14 protein-coding genes are annotated in these 18,473 nt (G+C 49.1%); 4 read left to right on the forward strand and 10 right to left on the reverse strand.

The window, feature by feature from the left end:
* Window positions 1–2: 2 nt before the first annotated feature.
* Window positions 3–797 (reverse strand): ABC transporter permease, encoded by a 795-nt coding sequence (locus E0496_RS33920; RefSeq protein ID WP_141506328.1) that lies wholly within the window; start codon window positions 795–797, stop codon window positions 3–5.
* Window positions 794–1,819 carry an ABC transporter ATP-binding protein gene (locus tag E0496_RS33925; protein WP_141506329.1) on the reverse strand — a complete coding sequence of 342 codons (1,026 nt, stop codon included), beginning with the start codon at window positions 1,817–1,819 and terminating at the stop codon, window positions 794–796. Before E0496_RS33925 ends, E0496_RS33920 begins: the two co-directional genes overlap by 4 nt.
* A gap of 559 nt (window positions 1,820–2,378) precedes the next feature.
* On the opposite strand from E0496_RS33925, the gene E0496_RS33930 reads away from it, so the two are divergent.
* Window positions 2,379–3,458, forward strand: coding sequence for an LCP family protein (locus tag E0496_RS33930; protein WP_141506330.1), 1,080 nt, complete (start codon window positions 2,379–2,381; stop codon window positions 3,456–3,458).
* Window positions 3,459–3,541: 83 nt separating this feature from the next.
* A complete protein-coding gene (locus E0496_RS33935) occupies window positions 3,542–4,855 on the forward strand; it encodes a glutamate-1-semialdehyde 2,1-aminomutase (RefSeq protein ID WP_141506331.1) in 1,314 nt (437 codons plus the stop codon).
* 279 nt (window positions 4,856–5,134) lie between these two features.
* On the opposite strand, the gene E0496_RS33940 is transcribed toward E0496_RS33935, so the two are convergent.
* From E0496_RS33940 to E0496_RS33970, 7 genes are all read right to left on the reverse strand, one after another.
* Entirely contained in the window at window positions 5,135–6,295 is a 1,161-nt protein-coding gene (locus tag E0496_RS33940; RefSeq protein ID WP_241675084.1) for a PQQ-dependent sugar dehydrogenase, read from the reverse strand.
* Between the two features lie 92 nt (window positions 6,296–6,387).
* Entirely contained in the window at window positions 6,388–7,242 is an 855-nt protein-coding gene (locus E0496_RS33945) for an inositol monophosphatase family protein (protein ID WP_141506332.1), read from the reverse strand.
* Between the two features lie 109 nt (window positions 7,243–7,351).
* Entirely contained in the window at window positions 7,352–8,170 is an 819-nt protein-coding gene (locus tag E0496_RS33950) for a sulfite exporter TauE/SafE family protein (RefSeq protein ID WP_141506333.1), read from the reverse strand.
* A 107-nt stretch (window positions 8,171–8,277) separates the two neighbouring features.
* A complete protein-coding gene (uvsE, locus tag E0496_RS33955) occupies window positions 8,278–9,303 on the reverse strand; it encodes a UV DNA damage repair endonuclease UvsE (protein WP_141506334.1) in 1,026 nt (341 codons plus the stop codon).
* Between the two features lie 3 nt (window positions 9,304–9,306).
* On the reverse strand, window positions 9,307–9,624 hold the full coding sequence (locus tag E0496_RS33960; RefSeq protein WP_139991621.1) for a hypothetical protein: 318 nt from the start codon (window positions 9,622–9,624) through the stop codon (window positions 9,307–9,309).
* Between the two features lie 1,006 nt (window positions 9,625–10,630).
* Window positions 10,631–11,749, reverse strand: a complete 1,119-nt coding sequence (locus E0496_RS33965; RefSeq protein WP_141506335.1) for a D-alanine--D-alanine ligase — start codon at window positions 11,747–11,749, stop codon at window positions 10,631–10,633.
* Between the two features lie 23 nt (window positions 11,750–11,772).
* Window positions 11,773–13,086, reverse strand: a complete 1,314-nt coding sequence (locus E0496_RS33970) for an amidase domain-containing protein (RefSeq protein WP_141506336.1) — start codon at window positions 13,084–13,086, stop codon at window positions 11,773–11,775.
* A gap of 288 nt (window positions 13,087–13,374) precedes the next feature.
* On the opposite strand from E0496_RS33970, the gene acnA reads away from it, so the two are divergent.
* Entirely contained in the window at window positions 13,375–16,098 is a 2,724-nt protein-coding gene (gene acnA, locus E0496_RS33975) for an aconitate hydratase AcnA (protein WP_141506337.1), read from the forward strand.
* A 253-nt stretch (window positions 16,099–16,351) separates the two neighbouring features.
* Here acnA and E0496_RS33980 read toward each other — a convergent pair whose 3' ends face one another.
* Window positions 16,352–17,095, reverse strand: coding sequence for an IclR family transcriptional regulator (locus E0496_RS33980; protein WP_141506338.1), 744 nt, complete (start codon window positions 17,093–17,095; stop codon window positions 16,352–16,354).
* A gap of 253 nt (window positions 17,096–17,348) precedes the next feature.
* Between E0496_RS33980 and E0496_RS33985 the strand changes: the two genes are divergently transcribed.
* On the forward strand, window positions 17,349–18,404 hold the full coding sequence (locus E0496_RS33985) for an alpha/beta hydrolase (protein WP_141506339.1): 1,056 nt from the start codon (window positions 17,349–17,351) through the stop codon (window positions 18,402–18,404).
* The last annotated feature ends 69 nt before the right edge of the window (window positions 18,405–18,473 follow it).

The following is an 18,473-nucleotide window of genomic DNA, read 5'->3' on the forward strand; positions in this document are numbered from 1 at the left end:
GATCAGCCCCCTTGCACGAACAGCCGCTTGCGTGCGGAACGCCATGTCAGCCAGATCGGTATTAATAATCCTACGAACCATAGCACCTGTATGCCGAACACATGCAGCACTTCGCTGCTAGGCGTACGTCCTGTAAACACGGAGCTTGGCAAGTAAGTAATCGCTTGGAACGGCAGCCACTGCATAATGGCGGACAGCCAGCCCGGGAAAAAAGCGATCGGCACGACCACGCCCGAGAAAAAATCAACCATTACCCGCTTCATCCTCATCATGCCTTCGTTATTTTCCACGAAAAAGGCGAATAAGCCGGTTAAAATATTGATTTGCGAATTAATAAGAAAGCTAAAGAACAGCATGACCAGATAAATAAGCCATGTTGCCGGATCTGTCGGCAGCGTAACCGGGAAGATCAGACAGACGATAATCATGCCGGGCACCATGAACAGCAGCATCCGGAATAAGCCCTCGCCGAAGCCTTGCATCATTTTCACAAACAGATAGGAGTACGGTCTTATGAGCTGGACCGATACGCTGCCGTCGCGAATTTCATTGGCAATTTCCCGGTCAAGGTTGTTGAAATAAAACGCTCGGGCCATCCAGGATACGGCAACATACGTCGTCATCTGGGTGACGGTGAAGCCGGCCAACGTCTCCTTGTCGCCGTAAATCGCTTGCCATAGAAAGTAATATGCGCCGATATTAATGGCATAAATAATGATGCCGCTATAATAATTAACGCGATAAGCCAGCATCATAATGAACCGTATCCGAATAAAATCGATATAAGCGCTCATCATGATACGGTCGTCTCCTTCGGGGTGGAAGCGGAGCCTGAGGAATAAATGCTGCGGACAATATCGTCTGTGTTCGTTTCAATTATCTTAATATCGCGAATTTCGACACCGCCGACAACGGAAGCCAGCGCGTCCGATACGTTAACGGTATGCGGCAGCCACATTTTTGCGGTAACCTCATTTTCCATCGTCCAAGAGACATCCAGGCTAGCGGTAAGCTCACGCAGCTTCGCAAGCTGTGTATGGCCTGCAAATTGGAACTGAATTTCGCGCCCCTTGCTCCAGCGATTCTTGAGATCATCCAGCCCGCCGTCATAGATAATACGTCCGTCATCGAGCATGATGACCCGTGAGCAAAGCGCTTCGATATCCTGCAAATCATGCGTCGTCAACAAAATCGTCGTCCCCTGCTCCTTGTTCATTTGCAGCAGGAAGTCACGGATTTCCGTCTTGACGACAATATCGAGGCCAATGGTCGGCTCATCGAGAAACAAAATGGACGGGTTGTGCAGCAAGGATGCAACCAGTTCACAGCGCATCCGCTGGCCGAGACTAAGCTTGCGAACCGGCCGGTTAAGCAATTCGCCAAGTTGCAGACGCTCCACCAGTTCATTTAGACGTTTGCGGAAGTCCGCCTCTGATACGCGATATACTTTGCGCAGCAGCTGGAAGGATTCAATTACCCCGATATCCCACCAAAGCTGGGAGCGCTGGCCAAATACAACGCCAATGCCGTTCACGAATTTCTCGCGGTCCTTGAATGGCACGTAGCCATTCACCTTCAGTTCGCCTGAGGTTGGCACCAATATGCCAGTGAGCATTTTGATCGTTGTCGACTTGCCTGCGCCATTCTCTCCGATATACCCGCATATTTCTCCTTGCGGAATTTGAAAGGAAATATCTTTAACCGCCGTTACCTCATTGTACTCGCGTTTAAACAAGTCCTTGAGTGCGCCGGATAAGCCTTCGCGGTTCTTCTGTACGCTGAATTGCTTGCGTAGGTCCTTTACATCAATAGCTAGCATGTGGTTCTTATAGCCCCTCTCGCATCGACATTTCCTAGGAAATAGCGATCTTTATTTACCTAAAACGATAAAACTTGCTTCTGCATGTCGTTCAGCTTTATAATTTTATGATATGTAATCATACATTAGTTCACGCCTAGCGTAAACGGCTGAGCTTACCTATTTTGCCTCAGCTTTCGTTTGCTCATAAATATAAGTTACAAGCGTAAAAGGCAGGCACCGTCCTTTGGCGGTAAAAGCTCTCTTCGCTTGAAGTATAAGAAATCCAATAAGCTTCGAAAACTTATTCCTTCTTATATTTTGAAATAAGCATCGTCTTATACATTCTTATATTTTTAGCGTAACCGGCTCCGCCCTCTTTGTTTTATTTGAGAAGCGGACCTTTCGCTATGCCATCCTTGCTCATGCTTACATTGAAATCCACCAGCTTTGCAAGCGTAAACGGGTGTAGCCGTCCTTTGGCGGGAAAAAGCTCTTTGCGCGGTGAACGATAAGAATCCCATTCTTATCGTTGGAACAAAAAGATTCAGCAGCATCTGAAAGGAGCACGTCTAACGAAATGCCTAACGAGACGAACGAGACACCGAAAGCACCAAAAAACAAAAAAAAATGGAAATGGTTTTTTATCAGCCTATCGGTTATCCTGGGTGCGGCGGCAGCCTTTGCCATTTACTGGACGGTAGGCGTATATAACGCACTGGACAACTTTAGCGATCCCGAAGCGACCAAGCCTCCCACGGAGGAAGCGCAAGAAACACCCGTACCGATTCCGGAATGGGAAGGCACCGAACGCGTTAATATTTTGCTGCTTGGCGGTGATGCCCGCGGCATTGATGAAGGGCAGGTCGCCCGTTCAGATTCCATATTAGTCGCTTCGTTCGATCCCGTAACCAAGAAAGCCCATTTGTTCTCTGTACTGCGCGATACTTATGTCAGCATCGAAGGACATGGCAAGGGCCGCATTAATACGGCGCTTGCATTAGGAGAATATCCACTAGCCATGCAAACAGTCGGGGACCTTCTAGGACTCGACATTCAATATTATGTGTATACCGATTTTGAGGGCTTTAAGCAGCTCATCGATACGATCGGCGGCATCTACTTCGATGTCGAGAAGGATATGCATTACACCGATAACGCAGACGGAAACCGCTACGATATCGATCTCAAGCAGGGGTATCAGCTGCTTGATGGGGACAAAGCACTCCAATACGTTCGTTTCCGCCATGATGCGATGAGCGACTTTACGCGTACGGAGCGTCAGCGCAACTTCCTGCAGGCGGTCTCCAAGGAGCTGCAGTCCACTTGGAATATTATTCGGATGAAGAAGATATTAGACAGCGTGCAGCCTTACGTCAAAATGAACATCAGCGTGCCTGATATGCTCAAGCTTGGCCAGCTCGGCGTCAAAAGCCATGTAGCCAGCACAACGCAAATTCCGCCAATGGAACTGATCGCAGAGGATCGCGTCGGCGGTGCATCCGTTATCGGCATCAAGGATGAGGATGAGCTGCGCGCTTATGTTCAAATGACGCTGGAGCAGGATGATACCATCCCTGTGCCAACGGAAACTCCGATTCCTTCCGATGACTCAGCCGTTGGTGGCAATACAACAGGTAATTCAAGCACAAAACAATAAACGGCAAATACACGCAACGGTTATCTAGGGTTGCGTGTATTTTGTTTCCTTATCATCTACTTATTTTTAGGAGGCTTACAATCATGACGATAAAACGACCAAATTCCGAAAAGCTATACGAGGAAGCGCTGCAACATATTGTAGGCGGCGTCAATAGTCCTTCCCGCTCCTACAAAGCCGTAGGCGGCGGAGCTCCCGTGTTTATGAAAAAAGGAGAAGGAGCTTATTTCTGGGACGTCGACGATAACAAATATATCGATTACTTGGCTGCCTATGGCCCCATTATTACGGGACATGCCCATCCACATATAACGGCAGCGATTGTTCGCGCTGCTCAGGACGGTACGCTTTACGGTACGCCGACTGAGCTTGAAATCAAGCTAGCTCGCATGCTGAAAGAAGCGATCCCTTCACTCGACAAGGTTCGATTCGTCAATTCGGGGACTGAAGCCGTCATGACGACGATTCGCGTCGCTCGCGCTTTTACGAAAAAATCCAAAATCATTAAGTTTGCCGGCTGTTACCACGGACACTCTGATCTTGTGCTCGTTGCCGCCGGCTCAGGTCCGTCTACACTCGGCATTCCTGACAGCGCCGGCGTGCCTTCGAGCATTGCCAGCGAGGTCATCACCGTTCCGTTTAACGATCTGCCTGCTCTCAAAGCCGCACTGGAGCGCTGGGGACACGAGACTGCTGCTGTGATGGTTGAGCCTATTGTTGGCAACTTCGGCATGGTTATGCCACACGAGGGCTTCCTAGAGGGTCTCTGCAAGCTCGCCCGTGAGGCGGGAGCGCTTGTCATCTATGATGAGGTAATTAGCGCCTTCCGTTTCCATTATGGAGCTGCGCAAACTTACGTCGCTTTCCCTGACCACAAAGCGATTGAGCCGGACCTAACCGCACTTGGCAAAATCATCGGCGGCGGACTGCCTATCGGCGCTTATGGCGGCCGGCGCGAAATTATGGAGCAGGTCGCTCCGCTTGGCCCTGCCTATCAAGCTGGCACGATGGCGGGCAATCCAGCTTCGATTTCCGCAGGCATCGCCTGCCTGGAGCTGCTTCAGGAGCCTGGCATCTATGATCGGATGAACGCGCTCGCTACCAAGTTGGCGACGGGCTTGCATGCCGCTGCAAGGCAATATGGCATCCCGCTTACCATCAATCAAATCCGCGGCTCATTCTCGGCGCATTTCTGCAATCATCCGATTACGAATTACGATGAGGCTCAGGATACGGACGGCGAGTTATTCGGCCGTTTCTTCAAGCTCATGCTGGATCAAGGCATTAACCTGGCTCCTTCTAAATACGAAGCTTGGTTTTTCACCACCGCACACACAGAGGCCGATATCGATGAGACCATTGAAGCGATCAACTTCGCATTCTCTCAATTGAAATAAGCGAGGAAGCGCACGTTCAACAAATCCGACTCTCCTAACCACTTTGCCAGCATGCAAGTATAACAGGCACGTTTAAATGCACCCAAGGTTGGGAGTCCGACAACGATTAATTAGACCTATTCCTTCCACTTCATCAGAAGTGGAAGAAATAGGTCTATTTTTAAATCTATTTTTTTCATGCGACAATGCATGACTTACTTATCGATTTGACGGAAAAGTTACTCTTTCTTCAAAGCAACAGTCGAGGCGATCTTTTAACAGGTATTTGGATTTCTCTTGTTACTCGACAGCCTTTAGCAGCAGCAATCGGTCATCATTTTGGGATGGCGTGCCCCGTCCGTCGGTATTGTTCGTGATGACGTAGATGCGACCATCTTTCATTTTCACATCACGCAGCCTGCCTTCTCCCCTGAAAATAACAGACATGTCCTTCGTCGCCGGATCATAGCGGTAAAGTGCCGCTCCCACCAAAGTAGCAATCAGCATCCGGTTATTTTCATCCATGGTTACTCCTGAAGGGGCGATTGCCTTCTCCCCGGTATGAAAGATTGGCGTGATCATCCCATCCTTCTCAGTATCTCCATAAATGTCGGGCCAACCGTAATTCCCGCCTGCTTCAATAATATTGATCTCATCATGCCCGCCAGGATTGCCCGATGGGCCATGCTCGGTATTAAACATAATGTCCTCATGATTCCATACCAGCCCCTGCGGATTCCGATGGCCATAGGAATAAACGAAAGAGCCAGAAAACGGATTATCTTCAGGAACCTTGCCATCCAGCGTCATTCTTAAAATTTTGCCAGCCAAACTGCCCTTATCCTGCGCCAGCTCACGCTGCTGCGCATCGCCAGTCGTCACGTAGAGCCGCCCATCTGGACCAATCGCCATTCGACCGCCATCATGATTCGCCGCGCCTGGAATGCCTTCAAGCAGCGGGCGCACCTCATCCCATTGCTCCCCGTTTTGCTTCAGGATCACCACTCGGTTTAACGTCTGGCCTTTCTCCTCATACGTATGATAAGCGTAGGCCAAGCGGGTTTTAGCAAAATCCGGCGCAAGCAGGAAGCCAAGAAAGCCCCCTTCCCCTGCATGTTTAACTTTTTTGTTCAAATGGACCGTTTGGCGCGTCATGCTGCTTCCATCGACTTTAACGATATTGCCTTCGCGCTCGCTAATGTAGACGATATCTTGTTCAAAGGCGATTACCCAAGGGACACGAAGCTCCTGTGCAAGCACCGTAAAAGCAACCCCATCTTCTTCTGGTTCTGGCGTTTCTTTGGCAGGCATTGTTTCCGCGGGCTGTTCTGTTACCAGACCCGTTGGCGCGTTCATTGACGTCTGCGGCCCAGCGGACTCATTTGCTTCGCAAGCTGAAAGTATGCCAAGACATACCGTTGTCATAAGGATAGCGGCAAGCTTCTTTCCTGCTGTCTTCATCTTCTTTTCTCCCCTCTTAGTCGATCCGGTATCGCTTAAAACAGAGAAGGACAACAATTCTGCCAATCTCCCAGAATGCTGTCCCCCTCCTATTAATCGTTCGCCTTCGCTTCGGCTAAAGCTGCAATAAGCTCTTCTTGAATAAGTCCGTTAGAAGCGGTTACGTTTCGAACACCCAAATCATAGGGCTGGCCCGACGTGCTTGTGACGATGCCGCCGGATTCCTGTACCAGCAGTGAGCCTGCAGCCAGATCCCAGCTGCTGAGCCCAATTTCCCAGAAACCGCTTAAGCGTCCTGCTGCAACATAAGCCATATGCAGGGCCGCTGAACCGGCAATCCGAAGATTGCGCACCTGCGGGGCAACGGCCTGAATTCCCTTTAGGTTAAGCGGAAGCGCGTAATGATGATCCGCTGGCAGTCCAGTCGCCACCAAGCTGGCACGCAGCGTCTCGTCTTTGGATACCTGCATTCTTTTGCCATGGACATAGGCGCCCTTGCCCTTCTCCGCAACAAACAGCTCATCCTTCATCGGATCGTAGACAACGCCAACGATAACCTCGCCGTTATGCGCGAGCGCGATCGATACGCAGAAGAACGGAAAGCCGTGAACGAAGTTCGTCGTCCCATCGATAGGGTCCACGATCCATAAATATTCTGCATCCCTTATATCTTCAAGCGCGCGTGCTGAAGCCTCAGGCCCCGGCTCCACTCCTTCTTCACCCAAAAAAGAGTGGTGGGGAAAATGCGTCATGATCAGCTTTTTGATTAACCTCTCCGAACCTTTGTCCACCTCTGTAACCAGATCATGCGAGGAATACTTTATATCAAGGCTGGCATAGTTGCCTAGTTTTGTCTGAATCCATTCTCCTGCTTTCGACGCACAATTAATAGCGACAGCAGTAAAGCTTTTCCCGCCTACAACGGAAGCATTGTTCTGGTCATTCACAATCCATCACTCTTCCCTCTATGTAAATTCACGAACGATTAATTTCTCTTTTATCGACTATTACGGATAAAGCACCTATCAAGTTTCGCATATGAATATTTTCACCATATCAAAATGATCGCAAGCCTTCAATAATTAATTGGCCAGCGAGCAGAAGCAGCGTCACCCTAAGCAGCCACAGCAGTCCCTTGCCACTCATCTTTACGGAGATCGCCGCACCCAGCTTGCCGCCAATCCAAGCGCTAGGCACGAGCGCGAGCACAAGCAGCCAATTGGTCTCCCCCAAGTACACATGCATGCCGCTCCCTAGTATGGAGGACAGAAAAATAACGAACATCGACGTTGCCGTGGCCATATGTGGCGGAAAACGAAAGAGCAGCACCATTAAAGGCACGAACAGTGAACCCCCGCCGATACCAAACAAACCAGACATTAATCCTACGCCAAATCCAATGGCAAGCGCAGGAACGATACCATAGCTATAAGTATGAACTTGACCTGTTGCATCCGTCATTGTACGCACAATCGGCCATTGCTTCGAAAACGGTTTCATATAGTCACGAGCGATAAGAATGGACGCCATCACCAGCATAAAAATGCCAAATACGAGCTGAAACGTGCCTGCAGGGAGTCGGCCCGTAAGCGCTGAGCCTACCATTGCAGCGGGACCACTCGTGATAAAAAATAACCAGCCGCTGCGAAAATCGACGATTTTGCGTTTAGCATAGCTTAGCGTAGAGGCCAGTGCCGTCACGACAAGAACGGTCAGCGATATGCCAACGGCTGTAGCATGTCCGATCTCGCCTCCGGTAAGCACCGGGCCAATCAGCATCAGAACCGGAACGATAATGATGCCACCGCCTAAACCGACAATGCTGCCGAACATCGCTGCTACAACGCCTAGCAGTACAAGCAGTATCCATTCCATGTTGAGATCACCTTTTTGATTTAATGGGTATTTGATTGCTCCGCAGAGGCTCCAGCATACAATAACACCGCCAAGGATAAGCCTTGACGGTGCTTGCATGTATCCATTTAATGCTCAGCGGTTATTTCTATGCGCCCGTCGTCCAATACTTTAACGCCGTTACCGCTCACTTCCAAAAGCTTGAAATCCTCGATCAGCTTGATTAAAGCCTCATCCTTGCTTTTGGCTTCCAGCATACAGTCCAAGTATTCCGTACTGCGGGCTGCTTTGCGCAAAAACTGCAGCAGCGGCTCCGCTTCCACAAAATCCGCATGCCCTCGCGGGTCGGAAGGACTCTTCGGGCTGGATGCATGAATTTTGGGAGGCAGCTGACTGGCCTCGGACAAGCCCAACCGCTCGCGTTCCTTCTGCCATGTGCGCTCGATACGAGGCCATAAGCCGTTGTACAGCTCATCATCATCCACATCTCCGGGATTGACCGCATGATGGTGGATATCCAGCACCATGGGAATTCCAACCTGCTCTGCCGCATCCAGCGTTTCGCGTGCATGAAAGGTTTTATCGTCATTCTCAAGCGTAATCCGGTGCTTCAGTCGAGGCGCTAAATCACTGAACTGACGGATAAACCGCTCACCCGCTACTTCCTTATCACCATAGGCTCCGCCCATATGTATGTTGCACTTCGTCGCTTCATCCAGCCCCATCGCTTCGAGCATTAGAACATGAGTAAGCAGATCCAGCTCTGACTTTCTTAGCACCTCTGCCCTTGGCGTACTGAACACACAGAAATGGTCGGGATGAAAAGAAACGCGGATGCCGTTTTTTTGCGCGAACTCGCCAACCTCCCGAAAAGCAGGCGCGAGAGCGATGAACGGATTCCAATCCGCCAAATCCTCGTGGGTGGCCAGCGGAATTAGTTTGGATGAGAAACGGTACATTTGGATGCCGCTGCCTTTGCAATGCTTCAGAATACGCAGCGTGCTGTGCAAATTTTCCTCCGCAATTCTCTCCAGCTTCCGAATCCCCGCTTCGCGGTCGTCCAGCTTCGAGAAATTAGCAAAGGTCATCGTTCGCGATGGAGAAGCATTTTCAAGTAGCAAACTCATGGCGACAAAACCTAATCTCACAATCATGGATTAAGCCCTCTCTCCAAAAAACATCTCAAAGGCAAGAGCCGTCTGCACTCTCGCTTCTTCTTCAGTCAGCTTTCTCACGAGCTCCATCTCCACTTGTGTCACTTCTTCGCCTTGGAAGTTAATCTCAGCGATTGAAGCTAAAATGCGGACGATTGCGATTGCTTCGTTGCCAGGCGTGTAAGCAATGACCTTCTGGCCCGTTGGAAATACGCGAAAGCCGCTCTTCACCATTTTGCCCTTACCATACTCCAACAATTCATAAAGCTCTTGTTCGGACTTAAATTTGCATACAGAATTAAACTCGGTTGCAAAACCCATATATTTCCCCTCCTTTCAGTGGAATTTCTACCCGGGCCTTCAAAGCGCAGGGTTCTACCCTTCCTTCAAAGGCTTTACTGCGTAAGGCTTTAATGCAAACCATTAAATACTTCAAACTGTAAAAGATTCACTACCCAACCTTCAAAGCGTTTCGAACCCACCCAAACCCTCCCTTCCAAGGGAGGGCCCCAAGGGTTGCACCCTCTGGACACCCGCAACTCGACTAACGTTTAAGCAACAAGGTAGCATCAGTTCTACGTTTGCTTATGGAACGCTTTCGTCCCTGCGGGACACGCTTAACTTTGGGCGAAAATACGGATTAGTTGCAAGTTAGCTTGAGCTCTACGTTTGCACGTTGCGCGCTTTCATGCCTGCGGGACGCGCTTTACTTTGGGTAGAGAAAAAGGATTAGTTGGTACTTTAGTTGTTTCCTCGATGAGCTGCACCAATTCAACTAGCGCTAGAGTAACATTCGAACCGTAAAGTTGCTTTTCTATGCAGCCAGCGTTGAGCAGGAAGAGGAACAAACTTTAATCACGTTAATTTCCTCTTGTAACCAAATAACAGAAATTTCACCTGCTAATTAACTCCATTTTGCTTAGTTTACTCATTTAGCAGGAAAATCTCCAGTTATAAAAGAGCTTTTTCCATATTTCACTCTAATTCCGAGACTTTAACGGGAGAATCATGTTAAATGCTCATTCTGTGTGCCAATCAAATGATTCGCGAGAGGTTTTCTCGTTAATCATTTGATTATAATTTTTTTTGTTTTTCCCTTTGTTCTTCTTGTTCTTCTTACTCTTTTTGCTCCTCTTCTTGAACGTCCACCACCCCAGTTAAAGAAAATATCCAGAGGGCTGAACCCTCTGGATATCTGCTGCAATCATAATATTAATGAACGTACGATATGCAGTAGTGCGGGCTTCGAGAAGATAGGAGAAAAAGAAATTATTCCTGGCTTCATCAGCAATTCTATTTCTTCTAAGTATTTTGCTAAGCTTCGCGCTTATTGGGCTGCCTCGCCAGTAAAGTCGATGCGTTGTTTTTCGGCGTGGCGGGCTAAAGCTAGATTGATTAATGTATCTAACAATTCTTTATATGGAATGCCGGTTTCTTTCCACATGAGCGGATACATGCTGAAAGGGGTGAAGCCCGGCAAAGTGTTTACTTCGTTAATAAACAGCTGATTATCGTTTTTGCGAAGGAAAAAATCGACACGGGACAAACCTGAGCCGTCAATGGACTGGAAAGCGCGAACCGCCATTTCCCGAACAGATTCCGTTAGTTCTGGAGAAAGAATTGCCGGAATTTGCATCGTTGACTTACCATCGATGTACTTCGCCTTGTAATCATAAAATTCATTAGACGGCGCAATTTCGCCTGGCAAAGAGGCTTTAGCTTCGTCGTTGCCGAGTACGCTCACTTCGATTTCCCGAGCGTCTACAAATTCTTCGACGATGACCTTACGGTCAAAGCGGAACGCATAGTTAACTGCCGCAACTAGCTCTTCACGATTTTTCGCTTTGGATACTCCAACGCTGGAACCTAGATTAGCCGGCTTAATAAAGCATGGATACCCGAGGGAAACCTCGCATTCCATAATAAAGAAGGAAGAGTCCTTTTCCCATTGCGTGCGGTTGAAATACCGGAACACACATTGCGGTAAACCTTCTTGAGCAAATACCTTTTTCATCAAAATCTTGTCCATCCCAACGGCGGATGCGAGAACGCCTGCACCTACGTAAGGAATGTTGGCCATTTCAAAAAGTCCTTGAATCGTGCCATCCTCTCCAAAGGTACCATGCAAAAGCGGGAACACGACATCAAGGCGCGCCTCGGCCTGATCTGAAGAATCGCCTGCTTGCAAGCCAGCAAATAAAGGAGCAAGCGCGGAGCCTGTCTGCTGCGCCTCGCCTGCTTCAAAACGGAGCTCCTCCGCTGTGCCCGGACGGGCATTCAGAACGGCTCCCGTTTTCCATCCGCCTTGTTTCGTAATATAAAAAGGTTTAATTTCGTATTTAACATAGTCAAATTCGCCCATAACTGCATAAGCCGTTTGCAGAGAGACCTCATGCTCTCCCGATTTCCCCCCGTAAATTAAACCTACTCGAACCTTGCTCCCCATGGCATATCCTCCGGTACAATAATTTATAATAGATCAGCAATATGAAAAAAACGATATTTCGTTTGTTCCGTCCATGCATAGGAATCGCGATAATCCCAATATCGATGTCTGCTGGAAACAGTGTTGGCATTTACCAGCGGCATGCCGAATGAATCGAAGGCTGTAACGATGGTACTGTGTTGAAAACGATGATCCCCGTTCCAATCATACGTAATTACATCGCCAAGCTGAAGCTCATCCGCAGACTGAACAACCTCCGCGCGAAGTCCCGACGACCTAGCGGCCGTTAAGTAATTGGTAATCGCATTGGATACCGCCCAGCTGTAGCTCCACCATTCGCTGCCTTTATTTCGACCTTTGTACCACCAGCCTGTTTCTCTCTTACCAGTATAGTTCATCGGAGCATTGCCTGCAAAGATGCACTGCGACACATAATTGGTGCAATTCACCTCAAAAAGCTCGTAAGAAGGGTTCCCTTCATTCCACCAGCGATCCGCATACGCCGCAACCAAATCTCTCCTGTAACGAATGCCGGAAGGCCTGTGTTTGAATTGCTGTAATAGGTCATAATTTAAGTATGGTGTTGACGGTGACGATAGATCGCCAAATAGCTCCGAGTAATCATCGACGGTCATCCAGTTGTCTGTTGCCGTGCCAAAGCGAGGCCTGCGTTCCGCAATAATAGGCTCGACCCGCAGGACATCCCACTCCCCGCCGGACAGACCTAACCAGAGGCGTTCGAACTCGGATCTTTCCTCCATATAAAATCGACCAGTTTGCTCCATTCTTCTTTTGATATGAAGCCGGATAAGCACCGAGACTTCGCTAGGCGATTCATTCACTCGAATGAGCTCGGCTTTGGTCTCGCTTCCGGCAGGCAGCGCGCCTCTGTGCCAATCACGCTCGCGAAGGCGTTCCAGCCTGCCGCGGAGCCTTTCACAATGGTCAGCATCGGTAACGAAATCCGTCAGCACGGCAGCCTGCTGATTGGCTTCGGCATGATTGTACAAGCTCACATAACGATGAACGGCCGCTTTCCAGTCTGGCTGCTTCCCTTCTTCCCTATGCTGATCGTAATCCGAAGACCTCAGCAAAGAGTTCAGCTTAGAGGACTGTTGTCTCACAGCTGGAGCTGGCTGCTTCGTTTGATCAAAGCTGTGCAGAGTAGGAAAATCGGTCTTTGAAGACTGCTCTACTGGCAGCTCCGAGGACGTTTTGTGAAGCACATGAGTAGATGCTTTCAACCGAGGCTTGCTCTGTGATGCAGCAGGCTTCGAAGCTGCATGAGGACGTTTTGGGTTTTGAACATTCTGACCCCGGTTTCCTGTTCGCGTCATAACTGTCCCCTCCTTCAACTTATCGTACATGCGAGTGTACATGGCTGTTTTATTAACGCTGCGAATGAAATTTTCACGCCCAAGACAGATTAACTGCTTCATTATATGAAGGCATCTTCCGTTTCATGTAATATTCGTCAGGTTCGATTTCCATGCCATTTACAGTCGCCCAAAGTCATAATTGGACTTTACGGAAGGACCATTTTAGCGATATACTATAGATATAGAGATTTTGAAATTGTGTTTCACAGGATGAAACATGAAATCCATTCACAGAGGAGAATGACGATGGCTACACAGAATCATTATTCAGTTCGCACAACGCTGGACGCCGGTGGCAAATCATACGCTTACTACCGTCTGGGCGGACTTGAAGAACAAGGACTAGGCGACATTTCGAAACTGCCTTTTTCCATCAAAGTATTGCTTGAGGCTGCTGTCCGTCAATTTGACGGCCGCGCGATTACACCTGAACACGTTAAGCAGCTTGCTACTTGGGCTGACGGACGCGAAGATAAAGAAATCCCGTTCATCCCTGCCCGTATCGTATTGCAGGATTTCACAGGCGTACCGGTTGTCGTTGACCTTGCGGCAATGCGCGATACCGTGAAAAAAGCTGGCGGAGATCCTAAAAAAATCAACCCGCTCGTACCCGTAGACCTTGTTATTGACCACTCGATCATGGTTGATGCTTTCGGTTCACCAGAAGCTCTTGAATACAACACAAAAGTTGAATTCGAGCGTAACGAAGAGCGTTACCGCTTCCTTCGCTGGGCACAAACGGCATTCGATAACTTCCGCGCGGTTCCACCGGGCACAGGTATCGTTCACCAAGTTAACCTTGAGTACTTGGCATCCGTTGCAGCAACAAAAACCATCGATGGCGAAACTGTCGTATTCCCTGATTCCCTCGTAGGTACGGATTCGCATACTACGATGATCAACGGTCTAGGCGTTGTGGGCTGGGGCGTTGGCGGTATCGAGGCAGAAGCTGGTATGCTTGGCCAACCGCTATACTTCGTTATGCCTGAAGTTATCGGCTTCAAATTGACAGGCAAGCTGGCAGAAGGCTCTACAGCAACTGACCTTGCGCTTACTGTTACTCAAATTTTGCGTAAAAAAGGCGTTGTTGGTAAATTTGTTGAGTTCTTCGGCCCTGGCCTCTCGAACATCAGCCTTGCTGACCGTGCAACAGTTGCCAACATGGCACCAGAATACGGCGCTACAATCGGCTTCTTCCCTGTAGATAACGAAACACTTAGCTACCTGCAGCAAACTGGCCGTTCTGAAGATCTTATCGAGCTTGTTGGCTCTTACTATAAAGCGCAAGACATGTTCCGTACGGACGAGACTCCAGACCCGGTATTTACAGATGTCGTTGAGCTGGATCTTTCCACAATCGTACCTTCCCTTGCAGGTCCAAAGCGTCCACAAGACCGCGTTGAGCTTACTGCAATGAAGGAATCGTTCAACAGCATCATCCGTACGCCGATCGACAAAGGCGGATACGGTCTAAGCGATGATAAAATCGATCAAGTCGTAACGGTTAAGCATAATGATGGCCAAGTGAGCAAAATGGGCACTGGCGCAGTCGTTATCGCTGCGATTACAAGCTGTACCAATACATCTAACCCAAGCGTAATGGTCGGTGCCGGCCTTGTTGCCAAGAAAGCGGTAGCGCTTGGACTTAAGAAGCCTGCTTATGTAAAAAGCTCCCTTACACCGGGCTCACTCGTCGTAACGGAATACTTGACCAAAGCAAACCTGCTTGAGCCGCTTGAAGCGCTTGGCTTCCACGTTGCCGGCTATGGCTGCGCAACTTGTATCGGTAACTCCGGTCCGCTTCCGGATGAAGTAAGCAAAGCGATCATAGATAACGATATGACGGTTTCTGCTGTCATTTCCGGTAACCGTAACTTCGAAGGCCGCGTTCACGCACAGGTTAAAGCGAACTACCTGGCTTCGCCGCCACTTGTTATCGCTTATGCGCTTGCAGGAACAACAAATATCGATTTGACAAACGATCCAATCGGTTACACAGAAGCTAACGAGCCGGTATACCTCAAAGATATTTGGCCGACTTCCCAAGAAATTAACGATGCGATGACAGCTGCGCTTAATCCGCAAATGTTCCGCGACAAATACGAGAATGTATTCACACAAAATGAGCGTTGGAATGCGATCTCCGTTCCTAAGGGCGAAAGTTACGAATGGGATAACAAATCAACGTACATCCAAAACCCGCCGTTCTTCGAAAATCTTGGATCGGATCTTACCGATATCGAGGACATTCATTCAGCAAACGTGCTTGCGCTAATGGGCGATTCCGTAACAACGGATCATATCTCCCCTGCAGGTAACATTACCGTTAACAGCCCAGGCGGCCAATACTTGATCGATAACGGCGTCAAACGCGAAGACTTCAACTCCTACGGCTCACGCCGTGGTAACCATGAAGTTATGATGCGCGGTACGTTCGCGAATATCCGTATTCGTAACCAAGTGGCTCCAGGCACGGAGGGCGGCGTAACAACTTACCTGCCTACAGAAGAAGTAATGTCCATCTACGATGCATCGATGAAATACCAAAAAGACGGCAAAAACCTTGTGATTCTTGCTGGTAAAGAGTACGGTACAGGAAGCTCGCGTGACTGGGCTGCCAAAGGCACATTCCTTCTTGGCGTAAAAGCGGTTATCGCTGAAAGCTTCGAGCGTATTCACCGCTCCAACTTGGTTGGCATGGGCGTATTGCCACTGCAATTCCCAGAAGGTCAAGGCTGGAAGACGCTTAACATTACTGGCCGTGAAGTGTTCGACATCGTTGGCTTGTCCAATGACGTAACGCCAGGCTCGCAAGTAACCGTTACAGCTACCCGCGAAGACGGCACAACTTTTGATTTCCCTGCAATCGTTCGTCTTGACTCTGTCGTAGACGTTGATTACTACCGCAATGGCGGTATCCTTCAAACGGTACTTCGCCAAATGATCGCTAACATGAACACCACTGCTTAATAAACAGAACCCCATTTAGTAAAAAGAACTTTGCCGCTTGTCGGCAAAGTTCTTTTTTTATATCACTAAGTCCACATATATCTCGAAAGATGAACTATTTCCTCTCCAGAGAAATATCCAGTTAAATTCATCAACTGATACAAGATGCTGAAAGCTTGTATGAATTTTTTAGTATTACTAATCGAATGATGTTCATAAGTTTTTTTAACAAAAAAAGACCAGCCCCAAGGCACGCCTCAGAACTGATCTTCTCTTATAAGCTCATCGTTCCCATCCGTTTCGCAGATTCCATCACAACTGGCGCGTAATGACTCATGATCTCCATGGTCATCCGGCTCGCAGGACCCGATACAGATAAGGCAGCCGCCAGCTTCCCTGTCCGGTTGAAAATAGGAGCTGAGATCGCTGCAGCGCCGGGCTCCCGCTCTTCAAAGCTTGTCGCGTAGCCATGCAAGCAAATCTCCTCTAGCTGCTGCTTATATTGGTCCAGATCGATAGAGTATAGCCAAGCCGGGTCTCCGAATATGCTCTCCTGTACGATTAGGTCCGAATAAGCGATCAGTACCTTGCTTGAAGCTCCAGCGTAAAGAGGAAGCCTAGCCCCTACTGGCGCAACCCGCCGCACGGGCTGATTGCTCTGTACGGCCTGCATGCGAATCCGCTCGGAGCCATCTCTTACATATATGCTTACGGTTTCTCCCAACTGATCACGCAGCCGTTCCATCTCTGGCAGCCAAATGGTGCCTTGGTCGTCAGTGCGCGATAAATTGGCGGAGAGTTCCCACATTTTCAATCCCAAATGATAACGGTCGGTTGAACGGTCCCGTTCAATAAAGCCCTTCTCCTCTAGCGTCGCGAGCATCCGGTGAACCGTGCTTTTGTGCAGGCCAACATGCTCGGCAATTTCCGTCATCGCCCAGTCCGTTTTCAAGGTAAAGCACAGTAATATATCAAGCGCTCGATCCACAGCCCGAACCGTCGATTTTCCTTCTTCCATGCCGCCGCACCTCCCTCTACAAAAGTTTCATCCAATGAAACCGATTCTCATTCAGTATAACTCATTGCCGCTACTATCGTAAAGAAGAGTTGTTTACATTACAGTAATATTACAAACGATTAACATTACCTCGACACCAATTGACAGGCTACTAGGACCGGACTACGATTAAAGTACTAGAAATAAAAAGCGCTTACAGTGATGAGGACAACTTCGAACCAATGACGGTTGCTAACAGAGGGAGGACGACGACATGAGCACGACCTTGATGACACCATTGCCCCTTGAAGGCGGATTTCCGCAGACTCTTCAGCCCTTTCCCTTGGGAGAAACCGAAAATTTGTTCCAGCTTCGCAAAACCAAGAGCCGCGGCAAGCATCTGCTCGTTGCCTCGATCGCTTCTCTGACGGCAATGTGCCTGCTGGCTGTCCTTATCTTTCATGGATATGTAGCTTGGATGCTTGCTTATCCCTATGTAGCACCGCTTTCCTCCAATCCGCAAGCGGCTATCGGCCTGGATTACGAGGATGTCATTTTTCCTAGTAGAAGCGGCGACACCACCGTTAGCGGCTGGTTCATTCCTGCGAATGAGGATACAAGTGAAATTGCTCCATCTGCGCGTACGGTCGTTTTCAGCCATGGCTATGGCGCAAACCGCGAAGAATCCTGGGTGCCGATGTATGAGCTCTCGAAGCTGCTGCACGGCCTAAACTATAATGTATTGCTATTTGATTACGGTTATGCCTCTAAAGAGTACAAAGCTCCTGCTACGGGCGGCCTTGAGGAGTCGCAGCAGCTGCTGGCTGCCGTAGACTATGTCAAGTCCCGCGGAGCCAAGGATATCGTTGTATGGGGTTTCTCCATGGGTGCCGGAACCGCCTTGCAGGCCGCTCTTCAGACCGAGGACATTGATGCTATGATACTCGATAGCCTTTTTATTCCTAGCCCTGAGGCCTTGTTTGATAACTTGAATCAATTCGTATCCCTACCGCGCTTCTCGTTGCCGCTCATCGAATCCATGATTCCGCTCTGGACCGGCACAAGCTTCGGATCGATTCCGGCAAGCGAGGTCATCTCCAACGTGTATGATATTCCGCTATTTATTATACATGGGACGAATGATGTGAAAGCTCCGTTCCAGACCGCAGAAGCCGTTGCAGAGGGGCAAGGCAACGTTCTCTCCCGCTCATGGATCGTACCGGACGGGAAGCACGAGCTGCTCTTCCAGGTGCATCCAAGCGAATATATTCAAAGAGCCGCGCTGTTCCTTAGTCAGGTTGATCAGCAGCTGCAAGCAGAACGCGCATAATCAGCAAGCACGACATAAGCCCATATCTCAGCGAATACATCTAATATAGATGCACTTGTTGCGACAGAG

It is taken from the genome of Paenibacillus luteus (assembly GCF_006542765.1).
In the GTDB taxonomy this organism is placed as follows: domain Bacteria; phylum Bacillota; class Bacilli; order Paenibacillales; family Paenibacillaceae; genus Pristimantibacillus; species Pristimantibacillus luteus.

Excerpts from the sequence above, each read along its gene's own strand:
- acnA (WP_141506337.1), top strand. The coding sequence starts at position 13,375 with ATGGCTACACAGAATCATTATTCAGTTCGCACAACGCTGGACGCCGGT.
- E0496_RS33985 (WP_141506339.1), top strand. The coding sequence starts at position 17,349 with ATGAGCACGACCTTGATGACACCATTGCCCCTTGAAGGCGGATTTCCG.
- E0496_RS33925 (WP_141506329.1), bottom strand. The coding sequence starts at position 1,819 with ATGCTAGCTATTGATGTAAAGGACCTACGCAAGCAATTCAGCGTACAG.
- uvsE (WP_141506334.1), bottom strand. The coding sequence starts at position 9,303 with ATGATTGTGAGATTAGGTTTTGTCGCCATGAGTTTGCTACTTGAAAAT.
- E0496_RS33970 (WP_141506336.1), bottom strand. The coding sequence starts at position 13,086 with ATGACGCGAACAGGAAACCGGGGTCAGAATGTTCAAAACCCAAAACGT.
- E0496_RS33920 (WP_141506328.1), bottom strand. The coding sequence starts at position 797 with ATGATGAGCGCTTATATCGATTTTATTCGGATACGGTTCATTATGATG.
- E0496_RS33935 (WP_141506331.1), top strand. The coding sequence starts at position 3,542 with ATGACGATAAAACGACCAAATTCCGAAAAGCTATACGAGGAAGCGCTG.
- E0496_RS33965 (WP_141506335.1), bottom strand. The coding sequence starts at position 11,749 with ATGGGGAGCAAGGTTCGAGTAGGTTTAATTTACGGGGGGAAATCGGGA.
- E0496_RS33950 (WP_141506333.1), bottom strand. The coding sequence starts at position 8,170 with ATGGAATGGATACTGCTTGTACTGCTAGGCGTTGTAGCAGCGATGTTC.
- E0496_RS33940 (WP_241675084.1), bottom strand. The coding sequence starts at position 6,295 with ATGAAGACAGCAGGAAAGAAGCTTGCCGCTATCCTTATGACAACGGTA.
- E0496_RS33930 (WP_141506330.1), top strand. The coding sequence starts at position 2,379 with ATGCCTAACGAGACGAACGAGACACCGAAAGCACCAAAAAACAAAAAA.
- E0496_RS33980 (WP_141506338.1), bottom strand. The coding sequence starts at position 17,095 with ATGGAAGAAGGAAAATCGACGGTTCGGGCTGTGGATCGAGCGCTTGAT.
- E0496_RS33960 (WP_139991621.1), bottom strand. The coding sequence starts at position 9,624 with ATGGGTTTTGCAACCGAGTTTAATTCTGTATGCAAATTTAAGTCCGAA.